The sequence below is a fragment of the Streptomyces sp. CNZ287 genome (genome assembly GCF_007827615.1).
Map to the genome: position 1 here is coordinate 158,421 of NZ_VISV01000019.1, position 13,554 is coordinate 171,974.

12 protein-coding genes and 2 pseudogenes are annotated in these 13,554 nt (G+C 73.2%); 9 read left to right on the forward strand and 5 right to left on the reverse strand.

Annotation, left to right across the window (positions count from 1 at the left end):
• The first annotated feature begins 174 nt into the window (after positions 1-174).
• Both FB457_RS28390 and FB457_RS28395 read left to right on the forward strand, forming a co-directional pair.
• Entirely contained in the window at positions 175-969 is a 795-nt protein-coding gene (locus FB457_RS28390) for an HAD family hydrolase (protein ID WP_047019000.1), read from the forward strand.
• Complete coding sequence (locus FB457_RS28395; RefSeq protein WP_047019001.1) at positions 966-3,371, forward strand: glycoside hydrolase family 65 protein; 2,406 nt, start codon at positions 966-968, stop codon at positions 3,369-3,371. Before FB457_RS28390 ends, FB457_RS28395 begins: the two co-directional genes overlap by 4 nt.
• A gap of 57 nt (positions 3,372-3,428) precedes the next feature.
• On the opposite strand, the gene FB457_RS28400 is transcribed toward FB457_RS28395, so the two are convergent.
• Together FB457_RS28400 and FB457_RS28405 are read right to left on the reverse strand one after the other, a co-directional pair.
• A complete protein-coding gene (locus FB457_RS28400) occupies positions 3,429-4,103 on the reverse strand; it encodes a CBS domain-containing protein (RefSeq protein ID WP_047019002.1) in 675 nt (224 codons plus the stop codon).
• A gap of 23 nt (positions 4,104-4,126) precedes the next feature.
• On the reverse strand, positions 4,127-4,999 hold the full coding sequence (locus FB457_RS28405) for a universal stress protein (RefSeq protein WP_047019003.1): 873 nt from the start codon (positions 4,997-4,999) through the stop codon (positions 4,127-4,129).
• A 291-nt stretch (positions 5,000-5,290) separates the two neighbouring features.
• Here FB457_RS28405 and FB457_RS28410 point away from each other — a divergent pair, with 291 nt between their 5' ends.
• Entirely contained in the window at positions 5,291-6,478 is a 1,188-nt protein-coding gene (locus FB457_RS28410; protein WP_253911500.1) for a GAF domain-containing sensor histidine kinase, read from the forward strand.
• Positions 6,479-6,543: 65 nt separating this feature from the next.
• Here the strand turns inward: FB457_RS28410 and FB457_RS28415 are convergent, their stop codons facing one another.
• Complete coding sequence (locus FB457_RS28415) at positions 6,544-7,251, reverse strand: response regulator (RefSeq protein WP_145783704.1); 708 nt, start codon at positions 7,249-7,251, stop codon at positions 6,544-6,546.
• Positions 7,248-8,003, reverse strand: a complete 756-nt coding sequence (locus tag FB457_RS28420; RefSeq protein ID WP_145783706.1) for a CBS domain-containing protein — start codon at positions 8,001-8,003, stop codon at positions 7,248-7,250. Before FB457_RS28420 ends, FB457_RS28415 begins: the two co-directional genes overlap by 4 nt.
• Positions 8,004-8,334: 331 nt before the next feature.
• Between FB457_RS28420 and FB457_RS28425 the strand changes: the two genes are divergently transcribed.
• Entirely contained in the window at positions 8,335-9,207 is an 873-nt protein-coding gene (locus FB457_RS28425) for a universal stress protein (RefSeq protein ID WP_047019007.1), read from the forward strand.
• A 30-nt stretch (positions 9,208-9,237) separates the two neighbouring features.
• On the opposite strand, the gene FB457_RS28430 is transcribed toward FB457_RS28425, so the two are convergent.
• Positions 9,238-10,059 carry a peptidoglycan recognition protein family protein gene (locus FB457_RS28430; RefSeq protein WP_486589158.1) on the reverse strand — a complete coding sequence of 274 codons (822 nt, stop codon included), beginning with the start codon at positions 10,057-10,059 and terminating at the stop codon, positions 9,238-9,240.
• A gap of 267 nt (positions 10,060-10,326) precedes the next feature.
• Here FB457_RS28430 and FB457_RS28435 point away from each other — a divergent pair, with 267 nt between their 5' ends.
• From FB457_RS28435 to FB457_RS35735, 5 genes and pseudogenes are all read left to right on the forward strand, one after another.
• Positions 10,327-10,899 carry a GNAT family N-acetyltransferase gene (locus FB457_RS28435; protein ID WP_047019009.1) on the forward strand — a complete coding sequence of 191 codons (573 nt, stop codon included), beginning with the start codon at positions 10,327-10,329 and terminating at the stop codon, positions 10,897-10,899.
• Positions 10,900-10,982: 83 nt separating this feature from the next.
• Positions 10,983-11,746 (forward strand): annotated as a pseudogene (locus FB457_RS28440) (PQQ-binding-like beta-propeller repeat protein); the annotation flags it as partial.
• A 513-nt stretch (positions 11,747-12,259) separates the two neighbouring features.
• Positions 12,260-13,006, forward strand: a complete 747-nt coding sequence (locus FB457_RS28445; RefSeq protein ID WP_078898532.1) for a ScbR family autoregulator-binding transcription factor — start codon at positions 12,260-12,262, stop codon at positions 13,004-13,006.
• A 154-nt stretch (positions 13,007-13,160) separates the two neighbouring features.
• Positions 13,161-13,355 carry an acyl-CoA carboxylase subunit epsilon gene (locus tag FB457_RS28450; RefSeq protein ID WP_047019010.1) on the forward strand — a complete coding sequence of 65 codons (195 nt, stop codon included), beginning with the start codon at positions 13,161-13,163 and terminating at the stop codon, positions 13,353-13,355.
• Between the two features lie 11 nt (positions 13,356-13,366).
• Positions 13,367-13,554: pseudogene (locus FB457_RS35735) on the forward strand (methylmalonyl-CoA carboxyltransferase); the annotation flags it as partial.

The following is a 13,554-nucleotide window of genomic DNA, read 5'->3' on the forward strand; positions in this document are numbered from 1 at the left end:
GCTCCCCGCGCGCACCGCCGTGATCCCGAACGCGGAGCGGGACGTACCGGCGCCCGGCCGACGGCGCCGACGGCATCCGGGTGCTGTCTGACGCGGGCAGGCAGCCGCTCCCGGGCAGGTCCCCGCCGTCGCGCGGGGACGGCCGTACGTTACCCGGGAGAGGAGGCGGTGCCGATGCCCGCCGCATCCGGTGAACCGGCCTTCACCCACCCCGCACGGCTCGGGTCGCGGCTGGACGGTCTGCACGCCGTCGTGTTCGACACCGACGGCGTCATCATCGATTCGGCCCGGATCCACGCCGCGGCCTGGCAGCTCGCCTTCGACGCCGCCCTGCGCGCCCGCCCGCCCGCCGACCCGGCGCTGCGCGGGCCGTTCGACCCGGTCGAGGACTACCGGCGGCATGTAGACGGCAAGTCCCGCATCGACGGTGCGAAGGACTTCCTCGCGGCACGCGGGTTGGCTCTGCCCCTCGGCGGGCCCGCGGATCCCCCCGGCACCGGCAGCGTGTGGGGGGTGGCCGCGGCCAAGGAGAGGGCCTTCACCGCCTGCCTCGCGGAGCACGGCGTGGCGGCGTTCCCGGGCAGCGTGCATCTGCTGGACCGGCTGCGCCGGGCCGGGCTGCCGTGCGCGGCCGTCTCCGCCTCCCGGCACGCCCGGGACCTGCTACTCCGCGCCGGCGTTGGGGACTACTTCACCTGCCTGGTGGACGGGGCCGACAGCGCCCGGCTGGGCCTGAAGGGCAAGCCCGCGCCCGACCTCTTCCTCGAAGCCGCCCGGCGGCTGGGGACGGAGCCGCGCGACGCCGCCGTCGTCGAGGACGCCCTCGCCGGTGTCGAGGCCGGCCGGGCAGGTGACTTCGCCCTGGTGGTCGGGGTGGACCGCACCGGCACCGGGCCGAGCGCCGCGGACCTGAAGCGCCGGGGCGCGCATCTGGTGATCCGCGATCTGACGGAGCTGCTGGACCCGTGAGCGACGACTGGACCTGGACGTACGAGGGCTACGACCCGTCGCAGGAACGGCTGCGCGAGGCGCTGTGCACGCTGGGCAACGGCAACTTCGCCACGCGCGGGGCCGCTCCCGAGTCCGGTGCCGACGAGACCCACTACCCGGGCACGTACGCTGCCGGCGTCTACGACCGTCTCACCTCCACCGTCTCCGGACGCCAGGTCGAGAACGAGGACATGGTCAACCTGCCGAACTGGCTGCCGCTGCGCTTCCGCGCCCGCCCGCCTGCCGCGGCCCCCGGCCGGTGGCTGGCCACCGCCGACGCCGACCCCGTCGCGTACCGGCGGCGCCTGCGGCTGCGTACCGGGGTGCTGGAGCGTAGCGCGGTCTTCACCGACGCCGAAGGGCGCAGGATCGAGCTGGCCGAGACCCGCCTGGTCCACATGGGCGTGCCGCACCTGGCGGCCCTGCGCACCACGCTGACCCCGCTCGGCTGGTCGGGGGAGCTGGAGGTCGAAGCGGCGCTCGACGGCTCCGTGACCAACTCCGGCGTCGCGCGGTACCGTGCGTACGCTGGCCGCCACCTCACCCGCGTCGAGACCGGCGCCGACGATCCCGACACCGTGTGGCTGTGCTGCCGTACGCGCGCCTCCGGCGTACGCGTCGCGCTGGCGGCCCGCACCCGGGTCGCCGCGGGCGACGTCACCGGCTCACGGCCCGTATGCCACGGTGACTCCGGCGTCGCCCGGCTCCTGTCCGTACGAGCCGTGACGGGCGAGCCGGTCACCGTCGAGAAGACCGTGGCGCTGTCCACCTCGCGGGACCCGGCGCACGTCGACCCGCTCCGGGCCGCCCGCGAACACGTCTCCCGGAGCCCGGACTTCACCGCTCTCCTGGCCTCCCACACCGCCGCCTGGGATCATCTCTGGCAGCGCACCGGTCTCTGCGTACCCGGGAAGGCCGGGGGCATTCTGCGGCTGCACCTGTTCCACCTGTTGCAGACCCTCTCCCCGCACACCGCCCGCCTCGACGCCGGGGTGCCCGCGCGCGGGCTGCACGGCGAGGCGTACCGCGGGCACGTCTTCTGGGACGAACTGTTCGTGCTGCCCTATCTGAACCTCCACCTGCCGGAGGTCTCCCGAGCCCTGCTCGACTACCGCCACCGGCGCCTGCCCGCGGCCCGCCGGGCGGCCGCTGCGGCCGGGTACCGCGGCGCCATGTATCCCTGGCAGAGCGGCAGCGACGGCCGCGAGGAGACCCAGGAGATGCATCTCAACCCGCGCTCGGGCCACTGGCTGCCGGATCACAGCCGGCTGCAGCACCACGTGGGCCTGGCCGTCGCCTACAACGTCTGGCAGTACGGGCAGGCCACCGGCGACACCGCGTACCTGTACGGCAGAGGCGCCGAGACGGTGCTGGAGGTGGCGCGCTTCTTCGCGGACCTCGCCGCCTGGGACCCCGCGTACGGCCGCCACCGCATCCGCGGGGTGCTCGGCCCCGACGAATACCACGATGCTTACCCGGATGCCCGCAGGCCGGGTCTCGACGACAACGCGTACACCAACGTCATGGCCGCCTGGGTGCTGGCGCGCGCACGCGAACTCCTCGCCGGGCTGCCCGGGGCGCGCCGGCGCGAGCTGGCCGGGCGGATGGGGCTGGGCGAGGAGGAGACGACGCGCTGGGAGGAGGTCTCCCGCACTCTCCACGTGCCCTTCCACCGCGACGTGATCAGCCAGTTCGAGGGCTACGGCGAGCTCGCCGATTTCGACTGGGACGGCTACCGCAGCCGCTACGGCGACATCCGCCGCCTCGACCGGATCCTGGAGGCCGAAGGCGACTCGGTCAACCGCTACCAGGCCTCGAAGCAGGCCGACGTCCTCATGCTCGGCTACCTCTTCTCCCCGGCCGAACTCGGGGACGTCTTCGGCAGGCTGGGCCACCGTATGGACGACGAGCTGTGGCGCCGCACCGTCGACTACTACCTGGCCCGCACCAGTCACGGCTCGACCCTCTCCAGCCTCGTGCACGGCTGGGTCCTGGCCCGGGCCCGTCGCAGTTCGGCCTGGACCTACTGCCAGGAGGCGCTCGCCAGCGACGTGGCCGACATCCAGGGCGGTACCACCGGCGAGGGCATCCACCTCGGGGCCATGGCCGGCACACTGGACATGGTCCAGCGCGGTCTCACCGGACTGGCGGTCCGCGAGGACGCGCTGTGGCTCGACCCGGTGCCGATGCCGCAGATGTCCGAGTACGTGCTGCGCCTGCGCTACCGGGGTCACCGCGGCATCGAGCTGCGCCTGCGCGCCGGGCGGCTCCATGTCGACGTCCCGCAGTCGGCAGAGCCACCGCTGACCCTCGTGCTGCCGGACCGTACCGTCACCGTCGAGCCGGGCGAGTCCCGCCGGCTCCGGCTTCCCGACGCCTGACCGAATCGCACGGCACCGAAGCCCCGAAGCGCCGCCGGAGGCGGCTCCTTCGCGGGCTCAGGCCCGGAGCGGTGTGCGGCCGACGTCGTCCACCCGGAAGGACAGGCGGTCCGTGACGCCGACCACGCCGTCCACGGAGGTGCAGAGCCGCACGATGATCGGGATCAGGCTCCTGCTCTCCACCTGTCCCTGCAACGTCACCCGGCCGCCTTCCACGTCCACCGACACCTGGGCGGGTGCCAGGCCGAGGGTGTCCTGCAGGACGTCGTGCTCGATCTCCTCCCGGACGGCGTCGTCCTTGCGGAGGAAGATCTGCAGGAGGTCCCGGCGGCTGATGATGCCGAGCAGCCGGTCCACGTCGTCCACCACCGGCAGTCGCTTGATGTGCTGCACCTCCATGAGCTGGGCGGCCTCGACGACGTTCCAGTCGGGGTGCGCGCAGACGGCGGGGGCGGACATCAGCTCCTCGGCACGGGCACCTTCCGCCTTGGCGCGCTCCCACGCTTCGAGAGGGGGCAGGGGTACCCGTCCGTCGGTACCGGGCCGGTCACTGGCCTTGCGCAGCAGATCGGCTTCCGACACCACGCCGACGGGCCGGCCGCCGTTGTCGACCACGGGGAGCGCGGCGATCTCGTTCTCCGTCAGCAGGCGGGCGACTTCCTGGAACGGGGTGTCGTCACGGGCGCTGACGACATCCCGCGTCATCAGATCGCTGACTTTGCGGTGCTGCATCTTCCCTCCCGCGTTCGGGGTGGTCACTCGTGCGGGACGACCGCGACGGGCGCGGTGGCGTGGTGCATCAGGGCGTGCGTCACCGGGCCGATCAGCGTCGGGAACATCCGGTGCCTGTGCGTACGGCGTCCCCCGACGAGCAGTTGAGCGCCGGCAGCCTGTTCCAGCAGACGCGGCGCCACCTCGCCGTCCAGCAGGACGCGCTCCGCCTCCACCTCCGGATAGCGTGCCCGCCAGCCGGCGAGGGCGGAGTCGAGGTTCTCCCGCGCCACGGCCTTGAGATCGGAGCCGACCTTCGGGTCCGGCAGTGCCGACGGGTAGGCGTAGATGGCCGAGCGCCGCCACATGTGGACGACGCGGAGCAGGCTGCCCGTCCGGTGGGCGGCGGCGAAAGCGAACTCCAGCACGGGGTCGAACCCGTGGTCGAGATCCACTCCCGCCACCACGGGAAGCCCGCCGTCCGCGGTGTCCGGGTGCCAGTCCTGCCGTACGAGGACGGTGGGCCCGGTGGCGTGCGCAACCACCGGCAACGCCACACTTCCGGTGAAGAAGCCCGAGGCCGCACCGATGCCTCGCGACCCCAGGACGAGAAGTTCTCCGTCCTGCGCCTCGTCCAGAAGTGCCTTCACCGCCGTCTCCGACGTCGCGCCACCGTTGATCTCCACCTCCGGATATCGTTCGGCCGTCTCCCGGCAGGCGGTGGCGATCCGGTCCCGGACCCACTCCTCGTGCAGTGAGCCGCCCGGGGCGGCCTGCGGGCTACTCGTCGACGCCGCCTCGGCGTGGACGATACGCAGAGAGATCCGGCGCGCGGCTGCTTCCGCAGCCGCCCACCGGACCGCCGCCATGCTCGGATCCGAGCCGTCCACGCCGACCACCACGTGCCGCGTTGTCATTGCTGCCTCCCCGGGGGGAACCGACCGGACGGCATGGTCACGAGTGCAGCCCGGTCACGGAAGAACTCCGCGGCATTGGTCACGCCGCCCCTTCAGCCTGCCGCGGCGGCGGTGTGGCCCACGAGAGCCGTACGGGTTCATCACCGGGACCATCGGGCACACCGGCTCTTCCCGGCGAGGGTGGCCGAATCGGTGAATATTACCCGTAGTGACATTCGTGCTCCGGAAGCAGGCGGCGAAAGTTGGCGCTAATCTGAGAAAAGGGCACGAGTGACGTGTCACGGAGGGCCCTTGAGTGAACAGAGCGTGAGCCCGTACAGGCATCGGCCGGGCGAGCTGGTACGCCGACGGGAACCGTCGCGGTTCACCGAACGGTGGCTTGAGGCCACCGCGGACATCACCGCGGGACTGCTCTCCGGGCTGGAGGAACCCGCCGTCCTGGAGATGATCGTCGAGCGGGCCCGCCGCATTCTGGAGACGGACCTCGGAGTCCTCGCCCTGGCCGAGGGCGGCTCAGGACGGCTGCGGGTGGCGCTGGCCTCCGGCAAGGAAGCGGAGACGTACCAGGGGGTGCTCCTGCCCTGCCGCGGTTCGTTCGCCGGAGCTGCCGCCGAGGCCGGTAAACCCCTCACGAGCGCCGACCTCTCCCGTGATCCCCGGATCACCGCGGGGTCGCCCGGTGCACGGAGACCGGGACCGGCGGTGGCCGTCCCGATGGTCGCCGAGGAGGGTGTCAGGGGCGTGCTCCTGCTCGCACGCAGCGATCCGCTCGACGTGTTCACCGACGTGGAGACCGGTCCGCTGCTCGCCTTCGCGGGGCAGGCCGCGATCGCCATGGAACTCGCCGATCGTCGGCGCGACGCCGAACAAGTCGCCCTGCTGAAGGACCGTGACCGCATCGCGCGGGACCTGCACGACCTCGCGATCCAGCGGTTGTTCGCGACCGGGATCTCGGTGCAGAGCGCGCTGCGCTTCGTCGAGCACGAGGAGGCCCGGGCCCGCCTGCTGCGCGCCGTGGACGAACTGGACGAGACCACGCGGATCATCCGCTCGACGATCTTCGGCCTCCGCACCGGGCGGGGGGCGGCGGGAGGCGGCCTGCGGGCCCAGGTCGTCCGGGCCGTGGAGGACGCCGTGCCGGTGCTCGGGTTCACCCCCTCCCTCCGCCTGGAGGGCCTCATCGACACGGACGTCCCCGCGGACGTCGCCGACGCCGTACGGGCGGTGCTGGGGGAGGCGCTCACCAACGTCGGCCGGCACGCCCGCGCGAGCGCCGCCGAGGTGGTCCTCACCGTGACCGACGGCACGACCACGCTGTCCGTACAGGATGACGGGGTGGGCATGCCGCGCGGCGGCCGGCGCAGCGGACTCGCGAACCTCGCCGATCGCGCGGAGAAGCTCGGCGGACGGTTCTCGGTCACCGCTCCGCGCGAGGGCGGCACGTGCGTGACGTGGTCGGTGCCCCTCACCCGCCGATGACCGGCCGGCACCCCGGACCCCGGACCCCGGACCCCGGACCCCGGACCCCGGACCCCGGGCCCCGGTCAGCGGTCCCGGGCGCCGTCGCCGCCCGGCCGTACGCCCTCCTCCGAGGCGATCACGGCGGCCTGGATGCGGCGCTCCACGCCGAGCTTGCCCAGCAGCCGGGAGATGTTGTTCTTGACCGTCTTCTCCGAGAGATAGAGCCGCTCGCCGATCTCGCGGTTGGTGAGTCCTTCGCCGATCAGGCCGAGGATCTCCCGCTCCCGGGGCGAGAGGCCGGAAAGCGGGCCCTCCTCCCCGGACTCCTCGGGCCCGCCCCGGAGGTTGTCCAGCAGCCGGCTCGTCGTGGCCGGATCCAGCATCGACTGCCCCGAGGCGACCGTGCGCACGGCCGCGACCAGGTCGGAGTCCTTGATCTGCTTGAGTACGTAGCCCGCGGCCCCCGCGAGAATCGCGTCCAGCAGCGCCTCGTCGTCGTCGAAGGAGGTGAGCATCAGGCAGGGGAGGTCCGGCATCCGGGAGCGCAGTTCCCGGCAGACCGTGATGCCGTCGCCGTCCGGGAGCCTGACGTCGAGGACCGCCACGTCGGGCCGGAGCGCGGGGCCGCGGGCCACGGCCTCCTCGGCCGTCGACGCTTCTCCCGCCACCCGGATGTCGGGTTCGTCCTCCAGCAGATCCCGTAGCCCGCGCCGCACCACGTCGTGATCGTCCAGCAGGAAGACCCGGATCGGCGCCGCGGCCGAGGCGGCGAACCCGTCCGATCCGGTCACCTCGGCTCCGCGGGCGGTGGCGCGGTCGCGTCTCCGGGGCCGTCTCCCTCGTGCCCCGGGGAGACCGCCCCCCGCCGGCCCTGCTGCCCGTCCCCGGAGGGCGCGCCGCCGGGTCGCTCCAGCCGGAACCCGACGTCCACGACCCCTTCGACCGCCCGCGCCATCCGCGCCGCAAGCGGCACGAGCGAGGTGTTGCGGAACCAGCCGGAGAGTGTCACGACACCCTTGTCGACCCGTGCGTGCACGGTGGCCCCGCCGAGAGGGAACAGCGGGTCGAGGACCTGCCTTTGCACGTCCTCCGCGATGTCCTCATCGGGCCGGAGGAAGACCTTCAGCAGGTCGCCGCGGCTGACGATGCCGGTCAGGTGCCCCTCACCGTCCACGACCGGAAGCCGCTTCAAGCGCCGCCGCGCCATGGCCCGCGCGGCTTCCGCGAGGGTGGCGTCGGCCCGTACGGAGACGGCGGGCGTCGTCATGAGGTCACGCGCGACCACCGCACCGGCCTTCACGATGCCGTCCGGCCGCCGGTCCCGGTCGGCCACGGACAGCGCGCTGTCCCGGTACTCCTCCTTGGGCAGCAGATCGGCCTCCGACACCACTCCGGTGACCCGGCCGTCGCCCTCCAGCACGGGCAGCGCGCTGACCCGCCACTTCCGCATCGCCTCGGCGATCTCCTTGAACGAAGCCTCAGGCCCGACCGCGACGACGGTATGCGTCATGACGTCACTGACGAGGTACGGCGAATGGTTCATGGCGATCCTTCCGGGGCCGGAACGGGGTACGGGCCACGCGCCGGTGAGTAAGTTCGAGCTACCACTCCGGCCGGGGAACCTGCTCGTGCACGCCGGACTCTCACCCGGACGGCGAGCAGGCCGGGCCCGTTCGGGCGGCATCTGCGCCGTCGATCCCCCAGGGCGCCGTGGCCCGCGGCACCGGTCCGGAGGCCCGGCGGCCGGGACCCTCGGTTCGCAGTCGGGACGAGTGGCCCCTCCACCGGCCACCCCGCCGCGGCGGACGCTGGGGAGGAACACCGCGGCGCCGGCCGGCACCGGCAGGCGACCTCGAAGAGAGGACGTGAGGGTGATGGAACATCCCGTGGTCGTCGGCACCGACGGCTCACTCCACAGCCTGCGCGCCATCGACCTGGCGGCCGACGAGGCGGCGCGGCACGGCGTCCCGCTGCGCGTCGTGTTCGCCTCACTCTGGGAGAGGTACGAATCGATGGTCCCCGATATCAGAGGGGGCGAGCGCCCGCCCTTCGAGATCCTCGCCGATGACATCGCGGGGTCCGGTGAGGAGCGGGCGAGGAGGCGTCAGCCGGACCTGAAGGTGACCAGCCGGGTGCTGTCCGACGAGCCGGACACCGCGCTCACGGAGGAGAGCCACCAGGCGTTCGCCGTCGTGACGGGCTCCCGCGGCCGGGGCGGCGCCGCATCGCTGCTGCTCGGCTCGGTGAGCCTCGCGGTGGCCGCCCGTGCCACCTGTCCCGTCATCGTGGTGCGCGGCGACGAGGAGACGTGGGACGACCGCTCCCGTCCCGTCGTCCTGGGCGTGAGCGAGCTGGCCGAAGGGCAGGCCGCCACCGAGTTCGCCTTCCGCGAGGCGGCCGCACGGCACAGCCCGCTGCTGGCGGTACGGGCCTGGCGGTGCCCCGTGTTCGAGCCGGGAGGCCATCTCGGACACGGCTCGGTGGCGCTCTACGAAGAGAAGGCCTCGGCAGTCGTCTCCGATGTCCTGGACGAGCCGCGACGCACTCACCCGGATGTCGGGGTACAGCGCCGGCTTGCCGAGGGCCCGGCTCACCACGTGCTCATGGGCGCCTCCGCGGAAGCGGGGCTGGTCGTACTCGGCGCCCCGCGCCGGCGTGGGCACGCGGGGCTCCAGTTGGGGCGTGTGACGCACGCGCTCCTGCACAGCTCCACGTGCCCTGTCGCCGTGGTCCCCGAGAGGCACTGACGACACGGCGGCCAGGAGAACGGCGGCTGGTCAGGCGTCTGGGACGGTGCCCGCGGGGCGGGCGTCGCTGCCGGGAGCCCGCCGGGCCCGGTCCTTCGCCTTCTTGGTTCCGGCCCGTCCTGCGTCCTTCTTGACCAGCACTTTCGCCTTGCTCTGCACCTGGGCGGCCTCCTTTCTGAGGGTGGGCAGCAGCCGTACGAGCGCCTCCCCCGGGCAGTTCGTCTCGTACGCGTCGATGTGGCCGAGGACGGCCGGCACCGAGACGGAGCCTTCCTCGGTGAACCGGGTGCTGCTGTTGGTGGAGACGACCTGGGTGCGGGCGGTGGGGGCGATCCCGGTGAGACCGAGCTTCCAGGCGATGAGCACCGCGAGGGACTCCCGCAGCGGTTTCGGTACGGGCACGCCCTCCGGGAACGTGCCGATCACGGCGATTCCGGTGGTGCCCCTGTTGAGGCCGAGGGTGTGCGCCCCGACCACCGCGCGGCCCACGCCGCCCAGGCGGCCCTCGAAGACCGTGCCGCATCGGTCGACGAGGAAGTTGTAGCCGAGGTCTCCCCAGCCCTTGCCGACGGCGTGTGCCTCGTACATGTCGCGTACGTAGTGAGGGCTCTCCGCGCAGTCGTAGTCGTTGAGGTGGCCGGTGTGGTGGATGACGACGGCGTGCACGGAGTCCGCGTAGCGCGGCTTCTGGTCGAGGAGCCGCCGATCGGCGCCCCACTGCTTGCGGCCGACGATGGCGGGCCGCAGCGCCTTGGCGGGGGCGTACGGATCGGCCGCGGCCTTCGGCGACCGCTCGCCGGGATCCGGGGAGGCGGCGAAGGGCGGGGTCCCGGAGAGTGCCAGCACGGTCACGACGGCCGCGATCACGGCCCCGGCGCCGGTGACCGCCCAGCGCAGGGGGCGCCGGGGCCTGTGGGAACCGCACACGCCTCTCATATCTTCCCAGCCTGGCGGCTCCCCGCCCGGCGCGCCCGCTGGACTGCTCTGTACGGAGGCTCCCGCGCCATGCGGCTGGCAGCCGCCATGGCCACACGGAGTCGACGGCCGCGACCCCGGCGCGCCGGTCGCCCGCGGATATTCGCTGCCGTGGCCGCCCCCTGAGGACGCAAGATGGTTCGCATGACCCTGGCCACTCCCACGCTGCACACCGCCCGGCTGCGCCTGCGCCCCTTCACCGGCGCCGACGCGGACCCCCTCTTCACACTGCACAGCAGCACCCACGCGATGCGGTACTGGGACTCCCCGCCGTGGACCGAACGCGCCCGTGCCGGGGTCTTCCTCGCGAGGTGCCGGACGATGGCGGAGGAAGGCACCGGGGCGCGGGTGGCCATCGACCGCGCGTCCGACGGTGCCTTCGTCGGCTGGTGCGGTCTGACGGCATTCGACCCGGACCACCGCAGCGCGTCGCTGGGCTACATCCTCGACCCGGCGATGTGGGGCCACGGCTACGCGACGGAAGCGGCACACGCGGTGCTGCGGTGGGCGTTCGACACCCTGGACCTGAACCGCGTCCAGGCCGAGGCCGATACGCGCAACGCGGCATCGGCCCGTGTACTGGAGAAGGCCGGATTCGTCCGCGAGGGGACGCTGCGGGAGGACTGCGTCGTGAACGGCGAGGTCTCCGACTCGTGGGTGTACGGCCTGATCAGACGAGACTGGCACCCGTCGGCCACGCAGGTCCCGGCCGGCTGAGAGGGCGTCTGGGAACTCGCCCCCGTGGCCGGGCAACGCGGAACGGCCCCCCTGGACTCTGTGGGCCGCTGGTTCGCGGCGGCGCCTGGCTGGTCCGCGCCGACGAGCGGGCGGTCTACCACGGCCACCACCAGGGCGTCACCGCCTACGCGCCCGACGGCAGCGGCGAGTTGTGGCACACGCCCACCCGGGGCGGCGTCCTCTTCGGCCGGCAGGAGGACGACGCCGTGTACGCGGGCACCGCGCACCACGTCGTGCAGCGGCTGTCGAAGACCGCCGCTGCACGATCGAGGCCACGTACCGGTGCGACAGCGCGGTGTACTCGTGCGCCACCCCGCCCGGCGGGCGGTTCGTCTTCGCGGGGGACTCGCAGTCCTCCGTCTACTGCTTCGACCGGGACGGCGCCCGGCTCTGGAAGCTCGGCACCGGCGGCGGCTCCGCGCTGTCGATGCAGTACCGCGACGAACGGCTGTACCCGGTGACCACGGACGGCTCGCTGGTGTGCGTGGACGCGAGCGAGGCGGCCGTCTCCGCGGCGGAGCAGGGCACGGTGCCGACGGCCCGGGACGTCAAGCTCGACACGGCGCTGCCGACGTCCACACCGGCCACCGCGGTGGCCGCGGTGGACACCGTCGCCCACGCCCCCGCCGGTGCCGTCGTCGTGGAGTGCGTGCGGGCCGGCGGCCGCGTGCGGGTGCACGTGGTGTCCGAGGGCTACCACCCGTCCTGGAACGTCCAGTTCCCGCGCGCGATACGAGAGCCCGGCGCGCGCTACGCCGTGGACGCCCTGCACGCGGCGGCCGGCGGTTTCTACCGGGTCCGGGGCGAGACCCGCCGGCTGCTGTGACGCGGGCGGGCGCCGCCTGAGGCGGGCCCGGCCCGGAAAGCATTCGGGTCCGGCCCGCCATGAGCCGTGCGCCGGCGGCGACTTGCCGAATCGGCCCGGGCGAATTGGTGCGCGGCGGGCCGGGCCCGGCCGGAGGGCGGCGCCCGTGGCTTGAATACGCCCGCAATGGCGCCGCCCGAGTGGATGGGTGCGGTACGTGACATGCGCAAGCGATTACGGCCCTGAGTTTGGGCAGGAATTTGCCCGCACTTTGCTCCGTCCCGACCGGGGGAGTGCGGCGCGCGGTGCCGCCCGCGCGACCGGTGCACGGGCCGGTCCCGGTCAGTTGACGGCGAGCGGCCACGTTTGTGACCGGTCCGTGTGGGATGATCGGAACTCTTCCCGCAACGGGCGGCGGGCTCGCGGCAATCGTGGATGTGCGTTCTGGGGGCGTGGGCGCGAATCCCCGGTTCCGGCGGCGTCGTCCCCGGTCCCGGACCTGTCCGGGGCAACGACCCCCCCCAGGAGGTCCTCGTGGCGCGCCAGGAGCGAGCGATCCGCACCCGGGCTCAGATCCTCACTGCGGCTGCGTCCGTCTTCGGAGAGCGTGGGTACGAAGCGGCGACCGTCAGCGAGATATTGGCCAGGGCCGGCGTCACGAAAGGCGCCCTGTACTTTCACTTTCCGTCCAAGCGTGCGCTCGCCGAGGGCGTGCTGGCCGAGCAGTTGAACGACATAGACACACCGGCCAGGGAGTACCGCACCCAGGAAGTCATCGATACGGGCCTGGCGCTCGCCTATCGCGTACGCCGGGATCCGGTCATCAGCGCGCGGGCCTGGCTCTCCCTCGGTCAGGAGATGCAGCGGCTGTTCGGCGGCGGCGTGATCCCCGCGTGGCTGGCGGAGACGCGCCGCCTCCTGGAACAGGCCAAGGAGGAAGGCGAATTGCTTCCCCACATCACGCCTGCCGAAACCGCCTGGGTCGTCTCCGCCTGCTGGACCGGAGTGCAGGTCTATTCGGCCACGCTGTCGAACGGCGACGACCTGGAGGAGAAGGTGTCGCTGCTCTTCGCCCATCTGCTGCCGTTCATCGCCGTCCCGGACGTCCTCGGGAAGCTCGACTACCGCGCCGAGCGGGCGGGGGAGGTCGTCGCCGAGATGGACCGCCGCTACGCGGAGCTGGCCGCGCGGGAGGCGGCGGGCGACATCGGGGCCGTGCAGCGGCTCCGGGGACGCGGAAACGCCGGGGAGCCGGGCGACAGCCTCGCCGCCGGCGCGTGAGCGCACGGCGGCGCGGCGGCGTTGGGGCGGTCCGCTGGACCGGCGCTCGCGTCCTGTTGGAGGCCCGGGGCGTACGAGGCGGCGTCGAGCCGGAGCCCACCCGTGCTGCACCGGGGGCACCGAACGTGGCGGGAGGACCTCGAGGAGGTGGCCCGTGCGTGACCGGGACGCGGTGAAGGTCGAGCGGGGCTCGGCGGACGCGGCGGAACTCGCCGCGCTCACGGTCGCCCTGCTGTCGAGACTGCGCACCGGGGCCGGGATCTCCGGCGAGTACGTGCCGCACTCCGCGGCCGGCCGGCGCCGGTGGGAGCGCGCCGCCGCCTATCGCGCTCCGCACAGTTGGCAGTGAGGGGACATCTGATGACGACCGTCCAGGAACCGGTGCCGGCGCGACTCCGCACCGAGACCGGAGTCGCCTGCGAACGGATGCAGCAGTACCGCCGGATCCGTGCCCAGGCTCATGCGGGGCCGAGTGAGCGGGCGACCGCTGCGCAGAGGGCCAAGGGGAAGCTGACTGCGCGGGAGCGGATCGATCTGTTGCTGGACGA